This window comes from Vibrio owensii, assembly GCF_002021755.1.
Lineage (GTDB): Bacteria > Pseudomonadota > Gammaproteobacteria > Enterobacterales > Vibrionaceae > Vibrio > Vibrio owensii.
Genome location: NZ_CP019960.1, coordinates 1,573,850 through 1,590,229, shown reverse-complemented (window position 1 = coordinate 1,590,229; position 16,380 = coordinate 1,573,850). Strand labels below are relative to the sequence as shown.

Here is a 16,380-nt window from a genome sequence, read left to right as displayed (position 1 = left end):
ACCTTTCGATTGACCATTTATTTTTTCTTTGGTTTGATTTCACATGTTTAATCTATATTAAATGAGTATTCATTTCTTGTTGTGATATCTACTATTTAGATAATTGTTAATCTAAATTTCATTTCAAATATAAACCAAAATTTAGGTTATAACTCATATAACCATAGGTGATTGAACTTACCGTTATCCTCTATTTAATTTAAATGCAGCGTTAAACAACCTGTTATTTGTAAATTCGCATTGGAAATTGAACTTTCCGAGGCTCGATTCAGCTCGTCCGCGATTTATGCAGGTTTGATGACGCGTGCGTTTAATTGAATAAAAGATGGATAAAATCCTATGAATATGGTGAAACCGTCTGTTGTCGTGATGGCAGCAGCAATCCAGTTTGCGTCCCCCGTTTTTGCTGAGACAGATACAGATAAAGAACTACAAGATATGTCCGATCCTCTTGCAGTTTATACCCAAGCCGGCTTTGGCATTACGGACAAAGGGGCAAACATTAAGATAGGCCAAACCTATAAAGAGTCTCAACCGGGCACGATGGCAATGAACGTTATCGAAGTCAAAGGTATTGGTGGCGAACTGTTTGGCATTCGAGACGAAGATGATCCGTTGTACAGTAAAGTGGATGACAGTATTGATTCCTTCCGCCTGCGTAATTTCCAAGTTGAAGTTGCGAAAGGACTAGGGCGTCAGCTTGATGTGAACTACGACGTAGATGCTGACAAGTTGGATGCGTCGTACAGCTTCATCAAGGCCTTACCGAAGCTTGGTGTTGTCCAGCTTTACCCATTAGCTGGTGCAGGTGTGACGATTGCCAATGACTTCAGCGGTGAAGACAAGGGCTACGAGATTCCGGGTACATTTACTGTGGTCGGTATGTACTCGAAAATCGATATTACCGACAAGATTTGGATTAACTACAACCCGATGTATATGCACACCTTGTCGGGCTCAAGTGATTATAAAGACACGTATTATGCGGGTGAGGATAATATCTTAACGCATGAATTTGCGATTTCTTACCAAATAACACCACGTTCAAATATTCGTTACTTCGCTAACTGGAATGAGCAAGTCGACTTTGGCGATGGCGACCACCGTATCGAATACAACTACCAATTCTAATACGACTCATAAGATAAAAATAATTTACGCATTTTTGCTGTGTGATGTTTGGTCACACATTAAGTGGAAATAACAAGGCGCATCAAATTTTAAGCGCGTTCGTCGTTGGTTTTATTTCAGACGACAAGATGAAAACAAAAATAGAAGAAAGACCAACCGCTTAGTCGGTTTTATTTCTCATTCAATCCACAAATTGCCTGTGCTGTGCGTGATGGTCAGTCCTTTCACTGATATACAACCAACGCCGCAGTACGGGTTTTCTCTTAACATGCTTATAGGTTTTAGTATGAAAAATCTTACCAAAATCGTTGCTGTGGGGTCCCTCATCTCGTGTGCAGCAGCGCAAGCAGGAGGTCTGTACTTGTACGAGACTTCCACCACAGACATTGGTTTAGCGTCTGCGGGTATGGCGGCAAGAGCGCAGGATGCCTCGGTCATGGCGGCGAACCCTGCGGGTTTGTCTAACGTGGCGGGGCAGTCATTTTCGGGTCATTTGATCAGCTTGTATGGCGACACAACGCTGGACACCTTTGGTGGTGGTGACGCAGGGAACATCATTGGTTACGTGCCGCTTGGTTCTGCGTTTTATAGTCAACAAGTGAACGATAAGTGGACGCTTGGTATTGGTATGTACGGTAATTACGGCTTGGGTCTGGAATACGACAAGCTGTTCAGCCGTATTGATATTCCTAATGCAATTACTCAGGCCGTGACGGTTCAACCTTCTGCTTCATACCGTATTAACGATCAATGGTCTGTAGGTGCTGCATTAGGCATCCATTACGGAATCTTAGATATGGATGTCAAAGTTGATGGTACGGCAATCGCTGGTGGCATTGAAGATACCGACACTCAAGTCAATGGCCGCGTTGGTGTGCTGTATGAGTTGAATTCTGGCACTCGCTTAGGTCTGTCTTACTCGAATGAAACTGAGTTCGAATTCGATGATAAAGACTTCTCGACCAGTGCCGTTGCACCTCAGCAGTTGGTATTCAGTGCTTACCATGAGCTTAACGACAAACTGGCGGTGATGGGTAACTTGAACTGGCAAGATTGGAGTGCTTACCAAACGCTGATGGATGTAGAAACACAAGACACCTATCAGATTGCTTTGGGTACACAGTACAAGGTTAATAGCAAAGTGATGTGGAATGCAGGTTTCGCATTTGATTCAAGCATGTACACAGACCAATCCAACGGTGATCTGACTATTCCAACTGGCAACGCTTACCGTCTAGGCACGGGCATTGATTACAAGATTGATGAAGCAAGCACGGTGTCAGTTGCCTTTGAAGCGACCTTAATTGAATCGTCTGAGGTGAAAGGTCGAGCGGGTAACACGATTGCAAGCTTTGATGATCCAGCGTTGTACTTCCTAAGCATCGGCTACAGCTGGAAAAACCAATAATCCGGGGTTAACGCAATCACTAGATTAGCGATACGACGAAAAGCAGCGGTAAGCACGTCCTAGGCTTACCGCCGTTTTTGTTTGTAGCGGGACTGTATCAATTCAACTGAACAAAAAGCACAAAGTAAAAAGACGATAGCGAATTCGTCGAGGAAATTTGAAATGAACAACACGTTTTGGCTGGCATGTGCAGCGTTAGTTTTAAGCTCGTCGGCTCTGGCTAGCGAACGCGTTCCCAAAGAGAACAAAAACAAATTAGCTGATGACCCAACAAAGGTGATCACCAAGTTCGGTGCAGCTTATTCCAACAACTATGATTTTGATGACCAGAACATCTCGTTCTCTGGTTCCTTGGCACTGGATGAAGCACGCAAGATTAATGTTCGTATCAATGATGATGCGAGTGAATGGCGCGTGGGCGGCTCTTGGTTGTTTCCGGTGGGTATCGTGAACTTTAACTTTGGTAAGAACGAATACACCAACGGCGCTGATCAAACCAACTACAGCGTCGGAACGTTTGTACCATTGAGCTATTTTGGCATCGAGCCAGCAGGCTTTCAGATCTTCCCTATGGCTGGCTACACCTATAACGATGGTGATGTGCCGGTTTGTGATGGCGCAGAGGGCAGTGCATGTTCAGCCCCTGGTTTTACTGGCACACCTAGCCCAGAGAATGGGTTCAACATGATGAACTCTTCAGGCAGCAGCGGTTATTTGGGAGCGTTCACATTGAAACCCCTGACAGAGCAATTGACCTTGATGGGATTCGCGGGTGGCTCTTATGGTTCAGAGAACAGTGAAGGCGACAACTACAAAGGTGCTTTTGGTGGCTTAGGGTTGGGTTACCTTGTGCAAAAACGTCACTCGTTTAACTTGATGACGTTTATGATGGACAACAACACTTATCTCGATGACCCAGACAAGCGCGTCATCGTCTCATACCAGTATCAGTTTGATTAAAGAAGCGCAGCCCATCGGCTGCGTTTTAATTAAAAGTGCCAACCCATATCAGAACGGATCACCTCTCTAACTCTGCGCGGTATTGGTCTTGCAGGATGTACATGCGTTTTACATCGCGGTAGCTACCGTTGATGAAGAACTCTTGCACAAGGTGGCCTTCTTCTATAAAGCCGCACTTCTGGTAAAGGTGGATCGCTTTTTCATTGTCCAAGGCAACCAACAGGTAGATTTTGTGTAGGTTAAGAATCGAGAATGAATAATCCAAAGCACGATTAATCACTTCTTCGGCATAGCCTCGTCCTTGGTGGTCTGGGGCGATGATGATTTGGAACTCGGCACTGCGGTGGATGTAGTTAATTTCAATCAACTCGACCAGGCCAATTAAAACGCCGTGTTCATCTTCTACGACAAAGCGGCGCTCGGCATCGTCGTGAATGTGTTTGCGATACAGCTCTTCTAATTCATCGTGAGATTCGTAAGGCTCTTCAAACCAGTACGTCATGATGTTGCGGTTGTTGTTGAGGTCGTGAATAAAGCGCAGGTCTGAACGTTCTAAAGCACGAATTGTGAGACCATTTTTCATCGTCTATCTCCAGAGAGCAAAAGCATAATCAAATGCGACTATAACCAAGCCATCTTAGCCCATTAGAGGGAAATCTCCCCTTTACTTCTAAGACTTTAGGGTCGTAAAAGCGATCTTCGTCATACCCTTGCAACGCCTTTATCTATAAGGGTTACAGCAATAATGAAACTTAATCATGACGACAAAAAATCTGATTAGGTTAAGGGTGCAATTTCAGATTAAATACCGCCAACGACTTAAGGTCATAATCTACAGAAACAAGGTATTAAATATGTTTTCAATCGGTGACGTAGTAGTAGCTACTAAAGGTATCGAACTAGGCGAAATGGTTGTTACAGGTCTAAGCAGCGGCGGTTTTTACGCACACGTTAAAGCTGGCGAAAAGACACTAACTTACCCAGCTAAAGATCTTAAGAAAGCATAATTACATTTGCTGACTTGCTAAAAAGGTAGCTCCCGAGCTGCCTTTTTTTGTGCCTACAATTCCTTCCTAAATTCCTACTTTATTTCGACCTGAATTATTTTTAATCAAATTTAATATGTTTGGTTAATATATTGTCGCCTCCGTCATTTTTGACTCATATCAATAAAAGCTCCGGTTTTAAGTTGTTGTTTTTATGTTGTATTTTTCACTTGTTGCCGCAAGTGTCTGTTTTTATAAACTTTAGATGTTAAATTCGTTGCTCATCTAAATATTCGATTAATATCTATTCCTTTTTCCCATTTTTAAAAATATTGGCATTTCAATAACTTTCGCCCCAACTGATTTAGGGGAACAGTGATGAATAAAAAGAAAATAACACTAGGGATCGTGGGAGCAGGCTTGGTGGCTTACTTCGGCACCGTTTACATGGTGAACCAAGACGATAAAAAAGTGGCTCAACAAAATCTGGCGCAATTTAGTTCGCTCGATCAATCTACGCTGGATTATCAAGCGATGAAGGTGTTGGCGGATAAAGGTTGTGGCTATTGCCATACACCAAACAGCGAAATGCCTTTCTACTCAGAAATGCCAGTGGCGAAACAGATCATGGAAGCGGATGTGAAGGTGGCCATGCGTCACTTTGATATGACCAATCTGTTCGACGACGTGAAGCAGAATGATCCTGTTTCTGAAGTCGCACTTGCTCGTCTTGAGAAGGTGCTTTACGACGACTCAATGCCGCCAGCGATTTACCTGACTATGCACTGGTCAGCAAGCATGTCGAAAGACGAAAAACACACCTTATTGAAGTGGATTCGTGAGAAGCGTGCAGAGCGCCATGCACAGTCTCCGGTATCTGAAGAACGTAAAACCAAAGTTCTACAACCAATTTACACCACGTTCGAAACCGATGCAGACAAGGCTGAGCTGGGTAAGGTGCTTTATCACGACACGCGACTATCAGGAGACAATAGTGTCTCATGTGCGTCATGCCATAGCCTTGATACAGGCGGCGTGGACCGACTCGTAACGTCTGTTGGTATTCATGGTCAAGTGGGTGGCATCAACGCGCCAACCGTATTTAACGCTGTATACAACAAGCTGCAATTCTGGGATGGTCGTGCTGCCGATCTGCAAGTCCAAGCGGGTGGTCCTCCGTTTAACCCAATTGAAATGGGCTCTATGGATTGGGATGAAATCGTCGACAAGTTAAGCCAAGATCCAGAAATGGTTGCGATGTTCAAAAAGGTTTACTCAGGTGAGATTAATGGCAACAACATTACGGATGCGATTGCCGAGTTTGAGAAAACCCTAACCACACCAAACAGCCGCTTCGACCAATACATGATGGGTGACACTCAAGCGCTGGACTCGCACGAGAAATACGGTCTAATGCTGTTCAAGAAGTACGATTGTCAAACCTGTCACGCAGGTGAAGCGATGGGTGGTGAAACGTTTGAAACCATGGGCATGAAAGCGGACTACTTTGCTGAGCGTGGTACTGATATGACGGACGCAGACCTTGGTCGCTACAACTTTACTGGCAACAAAGAAGACAAGCACAAGTTCAAAGTGCCAACCTTGCGTAACATTGAACTGACACCGCCATACTTCCACGATGGACATGCTGATACGCTAGAAAAAGCTATCTACGACATGGGTAAATACCAAGTCGGAGTGGAAATGTCGGATGAAGAAGTGGATGCCATCAAAGCGTTCTTGAAAACACTGACGGGTGATTATGAAGGTCGTCCTTTAAGTTAAGCTGAGGCATTACCGACAAGTTTATCACCGATAAAACGATAGACTTCGCAATCGAGACCACCTTTGATTAAGGTGGTCTTTTTTATGGAACAAATTCAATCAAGTAGGGATAGATATGATTGATCATTTTAAAATTAAGGTTGTGGATTTTGATGCCTGTATCGCGTTTTACTCCAAGGTGCTTACCCCTCTGGGCATCGAACTAAAATGGTCGGACGAAGCAGCGGCAGGCTTTGGATTAGTTGGTGAAGCCAATACGCGCTTCCTGATAGAAAAGGGTGGCCAAAGTGCCCCTTGCCACATTGCGTTTAAAGCGAATGACAAGGCTTCCGTTGAGGCCTTTCATAAAGCGGGTATTGAGGCTGGGTTTACTTGTCATGGTGAGCCAGGTTTGCGTGAACACTATGCGCCAAATTACTACGCAGCGTTTTTTTATGATCCCGATGGTAACAACATCGAAGCGGTGGCTTATTTATAGGGCGTTAGCTATGGGATGAGTCAGTGGGTATTTACTGATCGAACGATCGCTAGGTCATTGGTTTTACGATCAAGATAGAAGATAATCGAGCTCCTATTTCATCCCTATAAAAAGAACGAAAAATACTATGAAAGTTGTCGTCACAAAGGCACAAAAACAGCACGCTCAAGGCATTACCGAAGTTCTCAATCCCATCATAGAAGAGGGCTTATACACAATCCTTGATACCACCTTCACCCCAGAAGAGGAAGAAGGTTTCATTGAAAGCTTTCCTGAAACGGGTGTGTTCAATGTGGCATTGAATGTAAAAGAAGGGGACGAGGAAGACAGCGCCGTGCTGGGTTTCCAAAACGTAGAGCCTTTCGCCAGTTATACCAAGGCATTCGCTCACGTTGGCATTATCGGTACGTTCGTTGATGCCAAATGTCGCCGACAAGGTGTCGCTTCAGCGCTGTTTACTGCCACCTTTGCTGATGCTAAATCCAAAGGTTATGAACAGTTGTTTGCTTATGTCCGAGAGGACAACCCCAACGCGCTCGCAACGTATCTAAAACATGGCTTTGAAGTGGTCGGCACTGCAAAGAAGCATGCCAAGGTTAGCGGCCAGTACATCAATGAAGTTATGATCGAGAAGTTTCTCTAGCGCCTAGAAGGAAAGCAAGATGTACAAGTCTGCAGGTATCATCATTAAAGACGGCGCACTGTTAGTGCTGCGTTCAAAAGGCAAAGACACCTTCTATGCGCCAGGTGGAAAACTGGATAGTGGCGAAACACCAGAGCAAGCGTTATGTCGTGAACTGCAAGAAGAAGTAAGCATTGGCGTGAAGGAAGATGCCTTGACGCTGTTTGGTCGCTTTGAAGCGCCTGCACACGATAAAGACGACATTACTTTGGTCATGGATGTGTTCTTCGTTAATGATTATTCGGGCGAGGTGGTTGCCAGTAACGAAATCGAAGAGTGCCAATGGGTAGATTCTTCAAACGTGGATGGCATCGCGATAAGCACGATTTTCCGCAATGAGGTCTTCCCGAGCTTGGTTGAACAAGGATTAGTGAAATAACACTGAACCTCGAGCAGAATACAAAAACGCCCACAATGCGAACGTATTATGGGCGTTTTATTGTGAGCTTTTACTTAGCCAGTTTTTCTGCGTATTCGTTCAGGATCTGCTTGTAGACTTCAACTGGTTGAGCGCCTGTCACTGCACTTTCCATATTGAACACCATTGTTGGTACTGAGCTCACGCCAAGTTGATGCCATTGGCTTTCTTGATACTCGATAGAGTCAGCATTACTTGCATCGTCTAGGGTGGCGATGCCCATATTTGCATCTAAACCAATGTCAGTCAGAATCGTTGCCAGTGTGTTTCGGTCAGAGACATCTTTGCGTTGACCAAAGAACGCCGCGAACAGGGCTAACTTCAGTTCAGTTTGCTTACCAAATTGCTCTGCCCACTGCAGCAGTACGTGTGCATCTCGCGTGTTAACCATCTTCATGTCATCAAAGTAATCAAAGTCGAATCCCACTTCTTTACCCAGATTAGTCAGGTTATCGCGTGCACGAACGCTGTCTTCTGGCGTTGTCCCGTATTTATTCGCTAGGTGTTGGCGTAGGTTTTCACCTTCTGCTGGCATGTTTGGGTTCAATTCGAACGGTTGCCATTCCAACTCAATTTTATCTTCCAATCCTAGCTCTTGAATTGCTTGTTCTAAGCGTTTGTAGCCGATGATGCACCAAGGGCAAACCACATCCGACACTACGTCGATTTTGATTACTGATTCCATAAAACAGACCTTACTTTTTCGAGTTATAAAATGGATATGGAGACCAAGAGTGTGAATTCAACCAGTTACCTTTTAGTAACCTGATGCTTTTCTCATCGCATTTTATCTTTCATCGTATCTTTTTCTACAATTCATGTTGACCTGTCTATAACTCTACAGTTTAAGATGCTTTCATCAGCGCTGAGGAAAATTACATGTATCGGATATCGGAACTGGCAGAGATGCTAGGTTTGTCTCGCACCACATTGCTTTATTACGAGAAGATTGATCTCATCAGAGGGCAACGGTTAAGCAACGGCTACCGCGCTTATAGCGATGCGGATCTACAACGATTGCGTTTGATCCAGCAATTGCAGAGCGGCGGACTGACGCTCAAGGAGTGTAAAGCCTGCTTGGAAGCCAAAGTAGATCGCCAGTTGATGTTGGAAAGGCTCAAACAGCTCGATGAAGAGATTGAGGAAAAGCAGAAGTCGCGCCAGCTGTTGGCAGCGCTGCTGGGTGAAACACCGTTAACCGATTGGCATGAATCGTTGGATGAAGTCGCACCGGATGCGCACTTGAAATGGCTGATGACGCAAGGTTTTAGCGAGAAAGAAGCCCTCCACTTACGTTGGTTATCAAAAGATATGAATACTCACGACGACTACATGGCGGACTTCTTCCGCGTATATGAAGCCTTGGAGTTTTGGGGGCCTGGTTCAGAGCAAGATACGTTGAAAGCATTGAGCCTATTACCAACTCAACCTGATGAAATATTGGAAATCGGCTGTGGGCAGGGCATTGCGACTCGTACTTTGGCAAAACATGCACACATCACTGCGGTCGATAACGACGAGCCGTCTTTGCAACGCCTACAAGGTAAAGCTGAGGCTCTTGGCTTAAGTGACAATATCACCACGGTGTGTGCGAGCATGACAGAACTGCCATTTGCAGAAGGCTCGGCTGATGTCATTTGGGCAGAAGGCAGTGCTTACATCATGGGTGTGGAGAACGCATTCAAAGCATGGAGCCCATTGCTTAAAGACGGCGGTATCTTAGTGGTGAGCGATTTGGTATGGAAAACGGATACACCAAGCGAAGATACGGTGGCGTTCTGGCAAAAAGAATACCCAGATGTGGGCAGTGTCGAGAAGCGTATTGCGCAGGCGAAAGCAGCAGGCTACCGAGTGTTAGAGACGTTCCCAATTATTCAACAGGCATGGGATAACTACTACGTTCCTTTAGATGAGCGTGTGCAAAGTTTGAAAGCTGAGATGCCAGCATCACAAGCATTAAAAGACATACAAGTTGAATTAGATATCGTTAAACGCCGTGGTAATGAAGTGGCGTATCAGATGTATATCTTACAAAAAGATTGATAGAAAAATGAACGAAACAACAAATCAGAATACTCAAAAATCTAACTACACTCTTTCTCAATATGAGAGAGCTATGAGCAGCGAGATGATCGCTTTGTTTACTCAAACCTTTTCTGATTCTGAAGGTGAAGCAGAAGGCAAAACCATTGGCTTACTCGTTGGCGATTTGTTAACTACAACGCCAGAGCAAGAATTGAAAGGCTTTGTTGCGAAACAGGGTGAACGCTTGATCGCAGGCGTGTTGTTTACGCCATTAAGCTTTGAGAATGGTGAAGTGGGTTACTTATTGTCGCCAATGGCAACACAAACAGAGTGCCAAGGTAAAGGCGTAGGACAAGCCCTGATCAACTTTGGTCTTGAACACTTGAAACAACAAGGTATCGAGTTGGTGTTTACCTACGGCGATCCTAACTTCTATTCGCGCGTTGGTTTCCAACAAGTGACGGAAGCGCAATTCAAAGCGCCTCATACTTTGAGCTTTCCACATGGTTGGTTGGCACAATCACTTGTAGGTGAATTGACGCCAATCCAAGGCTCATCCTCTTGTGTGCAAGGTTTGGATAGTCCTGCTTACTGGTAACCCATTAAGCTAAGGCAATTGGTTGGCCTAATCTGAACGAAAAAGCCCCTCTGCGATGAACTTGCAGAGGGGCTTTTTGTGTCCTGTCAGTGTAGGGATAGGCATTACCTCACGGTAAGGACCATCTTGCCTACGTGTCCCTTCTCTTGGAATGCCGCTTGCGCTTGGTTGATGTCTTCCAGTGGGAATGTCTGTGCGACTAATGGTTTGATGTTGCCTTGTTCAATATGATGAACCAAGTTTCCAAACACTTCAGGCTCAAGGACAGTACAACCAAAGAAGCTGAGATCTTTGAGATACAAAGTGCGAACGTCTAGCTCAACCATCGCACCGCCAATGGCACCTGATACCGCGTAACGACCTTTCGGGCGCAAGACTTCAAGGAACTGTGGCCACTGGTCGCCAGCAACCAAATCAATCACCACATCGACGCTGTTATTGCCAAGCGCTTCAACAAGATTTGCATTGCGTGGCACGACTTCATCTGCGCCCAACTCCAGCACTTGTTCATTTTTGCTTGGACTTGTAATGGCAATAACGGTGGCCCCGCGCGCTTTGGCAAGTTGAATCGCCGCAGAGCCGACACCGCCAGAAGCACCAGAAATCAGGACACGATCTCCCTTTGCAACACGAGAGCGAGTGAGCATGTTTTCTGCCGTTGAATACGAACATGGGAAAGACGCAAGTTCGACGTCAGTCAAATCCGTCTTTAGCTGGTAGGCGTGCTTAGCTGAGACCACGGTGTATTCTGCAAATCCACCGTCGCATTCTGAGCCAAAGTACCAAGGTGGATTAATGTTTTCACCGTTCACGTCGCTCAAGCAAGGTTCAATCAACACGCGTTCACCTATACGGCGTTCATCTACCATACTACCCACGGCAACGATCTCGCCACAGACGTCAGCGCCTTGAATGCGTGGAAGAACCAGTGCATTGCCGCTCCAACTTGCGTCTTCGCTGTCGTTGTCACCTTTTGAATACCAGCCGATACGCGTATTGATATCGGTATTGTTCACGCCTGCTGCGGATACACGAATCAGCACTTCATTCTCTTTTGGTGTTGGGACAGGAATATCTTGGCGGTATTCCAACATTTCTGGTCCGCCGTGACCGGTCAATAGAACACCTTTCATTGTGGTTGGTAGTGTTGTCATGATTAATCTTCCTTTAGCAATCTTAAAACAGCTTGTTGCGCAGAGTTCAGAGCCTCGTTACCCAGTACTGGCCAAGCGCTGGAGACACCTTCGTGCAATAAGAAAAGCTGCGTGGCGAGGTCTTGGCGAAGGCTCTGTTTACCCAAAAATTGTCGAACGTCTTCTTTGTGCGCTTTCACGGTTTGGTTGATGATGTCGTGCTCGGGAAATGCCGCAATCGCGTTCATCGACATGCAACCATGCGGTGCGTAGTCTTCCATCCATTGTTTGAGCTTGTTGAATACGTGCTGAGTCGCTTCTAGCCCGGCTTGTGGCGAGTTATCCAGCAGGAAGTTTAAGTAGCGCTGGTGGCGGTGTTCTAACGCAGCCACGATCATGTCTTCCTTAGAAGGGTAGTGCTTGTACAAGGTACGTAGGCTAACGCCACAGGCCGTCTTGAGCTGTGCCACACTCGGCTCGGCAAATCCAAGCTCGCTAAAAGCTTGCTCTAAACTGGCGGCGATCTGTTCTTTCAACATAGCGTCTTCTCATGGGTAGAATGAATGTTCTACCTTTAGGGTAGAGCGATCGTTCTACCTGTGTCAACCAAGATCGCAGACATAAAAAAACGGAGCCCGAAAGCTCCGTTTTAAATCATCAAGTTAGCGCTAAATATTTTTGTATTCGTCCAACACCAACTGGCTAATTTGAGCGATGACTTGGTCGCGCGCCTGCAACGATAAATCGGTCTCAGTAATGTAAATGCTGATGTAAACCGGTTTATGGTTTTCTTTCCAAATCATCGCCGTGATACCACGCGAGCCAAACCCACCAGCACCAGAACGATCGGCAATCGACCAGCCTTTTGGCAACACAGAGCGCATCAAAGAGTCAGAGACTTTGTTGTCTTGCATCCAAATCTTTAACTGAATACGTGATTCGTAAGATAGCGCATCGCCTTCTAGCAGGGTGTGTAGAGTGTTTACCATGGCGTTAGGCGTTGTTGTATCTTGTTTGTCGCCCGGTTTGGCTTCATTTAATCTTGGTTCAAAACGGTCAAGGCGAGTGGCTTTATCACCAATAGAACGCAAGAATCTTGTTACACCATGCGGGCCGCCAATGCTGCGTAAAACAATGTTGGCGGCGGTGTTGTCGCTCATTAGCATTGCGGCTTCACAGGCATGTTCAATGCGGGTTGTTTGGCCTGCCATTCGATCCATGACAGGTGACCACACCACCATGTTGCGCTCTTCGACCTTCGCGGTGGCGTTTTTATCAAGCTTTTCGCTGTCCATGTCTTTCAGCATGGTCGCACACGCCAGCGTTTTAAAGGTGCTCATCATTGGGAAGCGCTCGTCGCCGCGGTAATCCCACTTTTCGTCTGTTTGCGTGTCCCAAACAGAAACGCCAATACGACCCGTAATGTGGTCTTCAATTGCGGAGAGGTCTTCATTCAGTTTGGCGGCGTACGTTGCACTCGAACAGACTAACAATCCGAGTAGCAGAAATAGCTTTTTCATTATTGATTTTCTTAGTGTTATTTATTCCAGTTCGCACCTTGGCGAATTTAGCCGGAACTATAACGAGTGAATACTCTAATGACTGTTAGATTCTTGTCTTTTTTCTGTAGGAATCCTTGCATATGTCGAGCTTTACCCGCTTTTACTCTTATTGACGTTGCTTTACATGTGAAGCGCTAAAGTAAAGTTGTCGATTAACCGAGTAACCAATCATGAAAACATTCCGCAATCTCATCTGGGCAATGATCGCCGCGATGTCCGTATTATGGTTTGCGATGGAACCGCAGCTTTTCTCTTCTACCAATGTCTTTGAATGGCGATCTGCCATGATCCAATATTCAGGCATTCTGTCTTTGATGCTGATGTCGATCACCATGGTGTTGGCAATGCGCCTTCCTGTGGTTGAAAACTGGCTACACGGCATGGACAAAGCATATCGAGTGCACAAATGGCTCGGTATTGGTGGCGTTGCATTAGGTTTAGCACACTGGCTTTGGTATCAAGTGCCGAAATGGTTAGTCATGTCTGGCGTATTAGCGAGACCAGAGAAACACACAGGTGCAGGGCCTGAGGGCAACCTTTCTGGAATCGAGGCTTGGATTCATGGTCTGCGCGACCTTGCTCAAGGCATGGGTGAGTGGGGCTTCTACATGCTGTTGGTTTTGCTGGTGGTTTCTCTATGGGGCGCTGTGAAATACAAACCCTTTAAACTATCGCACCGCTTTATGTCGGTGGCGTATTTGCTGATCGCGATTCACTCCGTACTGCTGCTCAAACGCGCGTATTGGGGTGAGCCTGTTTACTATCTCACAATAGCATTCGCAGTCGTCGGTTCGATTGCTGCACTTTACAGTTTGTTTGGCTTCGTTGGTCGTCGTAACAAACATTCTGCGGTTGTCGCGTCGACACGTTACTTCCCTCAAGCTGAAGTGATGGAATTGGTCGTCAAACCAAATGCGTCTTGGCAAGGTCACAAGGCGGGGCAATTTGCTTACTTACGCTTTGGTGATGAAGATGCCCATCCGTTTACTATCGTATCTGGCAGTGAAAGTAATGAATTACGCTTCCTAATCAAAGAGCTAGGCGATTTTACTACCGGCTTGTATGAGCGCGTAAAAGCGGGTGATGCTGTAATGGTCGAGGGGCCTTACGGACGTTTGGAATTTGATTTAGAGAAACCTCAAATCTGGATTGCTGGTGGGGTAGGGATTGCTTCTTTCTTTGCCGCTTTGGAAGCATTGAAAGTGCAAGCGCAAACTAGCGACGTTCACCTGTTTTACTGCAGTCGCGGTATCGACGGCCAGTTGGTCGATGAACTTTGGCACTTAGCGCACCAAGCAAGCGTCAAACTGCACGTGATAGATACTATGAAATCGCCACGTTTGAATGCTGAGCGTATTGCGGCTCAGTGTGGTGATTTGAACCAGTATGAAATGTACTTCTGTGGACCCGAAGCTTTCTCAAAAACACTGAAAAAAGAGCTAGATGCGTATCAATTTAATATTGAGCAGAGTTATCACGAAGAGCTATTTATTATGCGCTAAGTGTCAAGATTGTTAGTCATAAGTTAGCTCAGCGGTGAGCTTTTTAAGCCTCAATTTCGATATTCAGAAATGGGTAGGGTAATAAGCAAATCCAAACCGAGAGAGTAAAGATGACTATCACATCAAAACGCATTCTAGCGCTAACAACATTGGCAACAGTGACCGCTTCTGGCCACGCATTGGCAGAAGGCCGCAACAACTCAATTGAAGCGGGTGCGACCTTCGTTGGCGACCACGAAATGTACACCTTGGGTTACAGCCGTGATGTGGGTAACAACATCGTCACTGGTGGTGGTATTTTCGTTGGTTCTGACGCAATTGATATGCCCGTAAAGAACGATCAAGACGCTTGGGGTATGTACGCGAACATTGGTTACCGTTTTGAAATTGCTGAGTTCGATATCATTCCTAAGCTTGGTATCAACTACTTTAATGCGGACGTTGATATCAATAGTGGCACTCACTCTGGCCAGAGCATGAACATTGATAGTGTTTACGCTTCTGTTGGCGGTACGGTTAACTGGCGTATGGTTGGCCTAACGGTTGATTACGGTAAGATCAACGACTCAGCGGTTAACCCGATCAATGGTAAAGAATTTGAAGAGGATGTGGTTCGCGCTACGTTGAGCTTCAACTTCTAACGTTTTTCATCGACCTTTATATTTTTATCGTTTTATTGCACATACTGCTTGTTTGCCGCCTGTACCGGGCGGCTTTTTTGTTTCCCTTATGTGCCCAGAATGACCAACGAAGTTATAAATCGTTGAGAATATCGGACAGGTGCTTTTCTAATTTCACTATCGTTGGGTGTTGATAATAGCCACGGTGAAACTGCAAGCCGATATCAAAGAACATCTGAGCGTTATCCTGAATCAACGGAATCTTCTTGATGCCTTGCGGCAAAGCCGAATCGGGCAGGGCAAAGCAAATCAGAACATAATCGGTTTTGATCAACCAATCCAAAGCGGCATGAACCGATGGCACGGTTAACCGCCTTTCCAAAGCAAACCCAAGTTGGCGTTTCACCCTCTCATAGTAAATGGCATCATCCAGTGCGCCCATCGACACTCGTACCAATTTTTCATTTTGCAGGCGTTGAATATCAATATGATCTCGTTGCCAAAGCGGGTTGTTCTGCGAGGTGTAGAGATACAAACCAAGCTCACCGATTTTCCGCTCAACCACGCGTTCATTCATAACAGAAGGGTAGCCAGAAATACCGACGGCGAGTGAGCCCGCTTTTGGAAATTCGATGCCTTCAAGATTCCAATCGACCATCGAGAAATCAGCGATATTGTCGTGTTGGCTGAGCAACTCGAGTAGCGGTGTGGTGAGAATGGCGCTCAGAGGGTTTGGGACAAAAAAGCGAAATTGGGTCGGTTGCGTAGCGGCTTCAAGAACGTTGACTTGAGTTTGAGCAGACTCCAGTTGCTCTAACGGCTCCTCGATAATGCTCATGAGCTGGCTGCAAAACAGGGTCGGGAAATACAGCCCTTTGTTGGCAATGAAAAGCTCGTTGCCAAATAGCTCGCGGCAGTCGGCCAGCTGGCGATTAAACGTGGCTCGGCTGATATCGAGCGTATGGCACACCTTGGGCAACGACTTCTGTTCAAAAATCAGGTTTAAAAAGCGATACAGGTTGAGGTCTATGGAGTGTTTCACAAAGCGCCTTAAGCATAAATTTACGTCGTTGGTTACGACATTGTGTGGTG

At 45.8% G+C, this 16,380-nt stretch carries 18 protein-coding genes; 12 read left to right on the top strand and 6 right to left on the bottom strand.

Translation table 11 applies throughout. The features are described 5' to 3' along the window. The first annotated feature begins 339 nt into the window (after positions 1 to 339). The 3 genes from A9237_RS23550 to A9237_RS23540 all read left to right on the top strand — a co-directional run bounded on the left by A9237_RS23550 (position 340) and on the right by A9237_RS23540 (position 3,499). Positions 340 to 1,131 carry a hypothetical protein gene (locus A9237_RS23550; RefSeq protein WP_078609839.1) on the top strand — a complete coding sequence of 264 codons (792 nt, stop codon included), beginning with the start codon at positions 340 to 342 and terminating at the stop codon, positions 1,129 to 1,131. 286 nt (positions 1,132 to 1,417) lie between these two features. Then, positions 1,418 to 2,539, top strand: a complete 1,122-nt coding sequence (locus tag A9237_RS23545; RefSeq protein WP_038865189.1) for an OmpP1/FadL family transporter — start codon at positions 1,418 to 1,420, stop codon at positions 2,537 to 2,539. A gap of 162 nt (positions 2,540 to 2,701) precedes the next feature. Next, positions 2,702 to 3,499: a hypothetical protein gene (locus A9237_RS23540; protein ID WP_045414574.1), complete on the top strand. Its 798-nt coding sequence runs from the start codon at positions 2,702 to 2,704 to the stop codon at positions 3,497 to 3,499. A 58-nt stretch (positions 3,500 to 3,557) separates the two neighbouring features. On the opposite strand, the gene speG is transcribed toward A9237_RS23540, so the two are convergent. Beyond that, positions 3,558 to 4,082: a spermidine N1-acetyltransferase gene (speG, locus tag A9237_RS23535; RefSeq protein ID WP_078609838.1), complete on the bottom strand. Its 525-nt coding sequence runs from the start codon at positions 4,080 to 4,082 to the stop codon at positions 3,558 to 3,560. 271 nt (positions 4,083 to 4,353) lie between these two features. On the opposite strand from speG, the gene A9237_RS27270 reads away from it, so the two are divergent. From A9237_RS27270 to A9237_RS23515, 5 genes are all read left to right on the top strand, one after another. Further along, positions 4,354 to 4,506 (top strand): hypothetical protein, encoded by a 153-nt coding sequence (locus A9237_RS27270; protein ID WP_005452601.1) that lies wholly within the window; start codon positions 4,354 to 4,356, stop codon positions 4,504 to 4,506. A gap of 357 nt (positions 4,507 to 4,863) precedes the next feature. Next, entirely contained in the window at positions 4,864 to 6,270 is a 1,407-nt protein-coding gene (locus A9237_RS23530) for a cytochrome-c peroxidase (RefSeq protein ID WP_078609837.1), read from the top strand. A 115-nt stretch (positions 6,271 to 6,385) separates the two neighbouring features. Continuing rightward, positions 6,386 to 6,748, top strand: a complete 363-nt coding sequence (locus A9237_RS23525; protein WP_078609836.1) for a VOC family protein — start codon at positions 6,386 to 6,388, stop codon at positions 6,746 to 6,748. Positions 6,749 to 6,875: 127 nt separating this feature from the next. Continuing rightward, the gene (locus tag A9237_RS23520) at positions 6,876 to 7,391 is read left to right on the top strand and encodes a GNAT family N-acetyltransferase (protein ID WP_078609835.1); all 516 of its coding nucleotides are present in this window, start codon (positions 6,876 to 6,878) and stop codon (positions 7,389 to 7,391) included. A gap of 19 nt (positions 7,392 to 7,410) precedes the next feature. Further along, a complete protein-coding gene (locus A9237_RS23515) occupies positions 7,411 to 7,809 on the top strand; it encodes an NUDIX hydrolase (RefSeq protein ID WP_078609834.1) in 399 nt (132 codons plus the stop codon). A 70-nt stretch (positions 7,810 to 7,879) separates the two neighbouring features. On the opposite strand, the gene A9237_RS23510 is transcribed toward A9237_RS23515, so the two are convergent. Next, entirely contained in the window at positions 7,880 to 8,533 is a 654-nt protein-coding gene (locus tag A9237_RS23510) for a DsbA family oxidoreductase (protein ID WP_078609833.1), read from the bottom strand. A 194-nt stretch (positions 8,534 to 8,727) separates the two neighbouring features. Here A9237_RS23510 and A9237_RS23505 point away from each other — a divergent pair, with 194 nt between their 5' ends. Both A9237_RS23505 and A9237_RS23500 read left to right on the top strand, forming a co-directional pair. Then, positions 8,728 to 9,891 (top strand): MerR family transcriptional regulator, encoded by a 1,164-nt coding sequence (locus tag A9237_RS23505; protein WP_078609832.1) that lies wholly within the window; start codon positions 8,728 to 8,730, stop codon positions 9,889 to 9,891. Between the two features lie 7 nt (positions 9,892 to 9,898). After that, positions 9,899 to 10,471, top strand: a complete 573-nt coding sequence (locus tag A9237_RS23500; RefSeq protein ID WP_078609831.1) for a GNAT family N-acetyltransferase — start codon at positions 9,899 to 9,901, stop codon at positions 10,469 to 10,471. A gap of 104 nt (positions 10,472 to 10,575) precedes the next feature. Here A9237_RS23500 and A9237_RS23495 read toward each other — a convergent pair whose 3' ends face one another. The 3 genes from A9237_RS23495 to blaCARB all read right to left on the bottom strand — a co-directional run bounded on the left by A9237_RS23495 (position 10,576) and on the right by blaCARB (position 13,124). Beyond that, positions 10,576 to 11,625, bottom strand: coding sequence for an alcohol dehydrogenase family protein (locus A9237_RS23495; protein WP_078609830.1), 1,050 nt, complete (start codon positions 11,623 to 11,625; stop codon positions 10,576 to 10,578). A 2-nt stretch (positions 11,626 to 11,627) separates the two neighbouring features. Continuing rightward, positions 11,628 to 12,143 (bottom strand): TetR/AcrR family transcriptional regulator, encoded by a 516-nt coding sequence (locus A9237_RS23490; protein WP_005435424.1) that lies wholly within the window; start codon positions 12,141 to 12,143, stop codon positions 11,628 to 11,630. A gap of 129 nt (positions 12,144 to 12,272) precedes the next feature. After that, positions 12,273 to 13,124 carry a CARB/PSE/RTG family carbenicillin-hydrolyzing class A beta-lactamase gene (blaCARB, locus tag A9237_RS23485; protein WP_009706224.1) on the bottom strand — a complete coding sequence of 284 codons (852 nt, stop codon included), beginning with the start codon at positions 13,122 to 13,124 and terminating at the stop codon, positions 12,273 to 12,275. 212 nt (positions 13,125 to 13,336) lie between these two features. Between blaCARB and A9237_RS23480 the strand changes: the two genes are divergently transcribed. Together A9237_RS23480 and A9237_RS23475 are read left to right on the top strand one after the other, a co-directional pair. Continuing rightward, the gene (locus tag A9237_RS23480) at positions 13,337 to 14,668 is read left to right on the top strand and encodes a ferredoxin reductase family protein (RefSeq protein ID WP_078609829.1); all 1,332 of its coding nucleotides are present in this window, start codon (positions 13,337 to 13,339) and stop codon (positions 14,666 to 14,668) included. A gap of 110 nt (positions 14,669 to 14,778) precedes the next feature. Next, positions 14,779 to 15,309, top strand: coding sequence for a hypothetical protein (locus A9237_RS23475; RefSeq protein ID WP_041056864.1), 531 nt, complete (start codon positions 14,779 to 14,781; stop codon positions 15,307 to 15,309). Between the two features lie 112 nt (positions 15,310 to 15,421). Here A9237_RS23475 and A9237_RS23470 read toward each other — a convergent pair whose 3' ends face one another. Beyond that, a complete protein-coding gene (locus A9237_RS23470) occupies positions 15,422 to 16,330 on the bottom strand; it encodes a LysR family transcriptional regulator (RefSeq protein WP_078609828.1) in 909 nt (302 codons plus the stop codon). Positions 16,331 to 16,380 lie beyond the last annotated feature (50 nt).

Coding starts and splice junctions, on each gene's coding strand:
- A9237_RS23550 (WP_078609839.1), top strand. CDS start 340: ATGAATATGGTGAAACCGTCTGTTGTCGTGATGGCAGCAGCAATCCAG.
- A9237_RS23545 (WP_038865189.1), top strand. CDS start 1,418: ATGAAAAATCTTACCAAAATCGTTGCTGTGGGGTCCCTCATCTCGTGT.
- A9237_RS23540 (WP_045414574.1), top strand. CDS start 2,702: ATGAACAACACGTTTTGGCTGGCATGTGCAGCGTTAGTTTTAAGCTCG.
- speG (WP_078609838.1), bottom strand. CDS start 4,082: ATGAAAAATGGTCTCACAATTCGTGCTTTAGAACGTTCAGACCTGCGC.
- A9237_RS27270 (WP_005452601.1), top strand. CDS start 4,354: ATGTTTTCAATCGGTGACGTAGTAGTAGCTACTAAAGGTATCGAACTA.
- A9237_RS23530 (WP_078609837.1), top strand. CDS start 4,864: ATGAATAAAAAGAAAATAACACTAGGGATCGTGGGAGCAGGCTTGGTG.
- A9237_RS23525 (WP_078609836.1), top strand. CDS start 6,386: ATGATTGATCATTTTAAAATTAAGGTTGTGGATTTTGATGCCTGTATC.
- A9237_RS23520 (WP_078609835.1), top strand. CDS start 6,876: ATGAAAGTTGTCGTCACAAAGGCACAAAAACAGCACGCTCAAGGCATT.
- A9237_RS23515 (WP_078609834.1), top strand. CDS start 7,411: ATGTACAAGTCTGCAGGTATCATCATTAAAGACGGCGCACTGTTAGTG.
- A9237_RS23510 (WP_078609833.1), bottom strand. CDS start 8,533: ATGGAATCAGTAATCAAAATCGACGTAGTGTCGGATGTGGTTTGCCCT.
- A9237_RS23505 (WP_078609832.1), top strand. CDS start 8,728: ATGTATCGGATATCGGAACTGGCAGAGATGCTAGGTTTGTCTCGCACC.
- A9237_RS23500 (WP_078609831.1), top strand. CDS start 9,899: ATGAACGAAACAACAAATCAGAATACTCAAAAATCTAACTACACTCTT.
- A9237_RS23495 (WP_078609830.1), bottom strand. CDS start 11,625: ATGACAACACTACCAACCACAATGAAAGGTGTTCTATTGACCGGTCAC.
- A9237_RS23490 (WP_005435424.1), bottom strand. CDS start 12,143: ATGTTGAAAGAACAGATCGCCGCCAGTTTAGAGCAAGCTTTTAGCGAG.
- blaCARB (WP_009706224.1), bottom strand. CDS start 13,124: ATGAAAAAGCTATTTCTGCTACTCGGATTGTTAGTCTGTTCGAGTGCA.
- A9237_RS23480 (WP_078609829.1), top strand. CDS start 13,337: ATGAAAACATTCCGCAATCTCATCTGGGCAATGATCGCCGCGATGTCC.
- A9237_RS23475 (WP_041056864.1), top strand. CDS start 14,779: ATGACTATCACATCAAAACGCATTCTAGCGCTAACAACATTGGCAACA.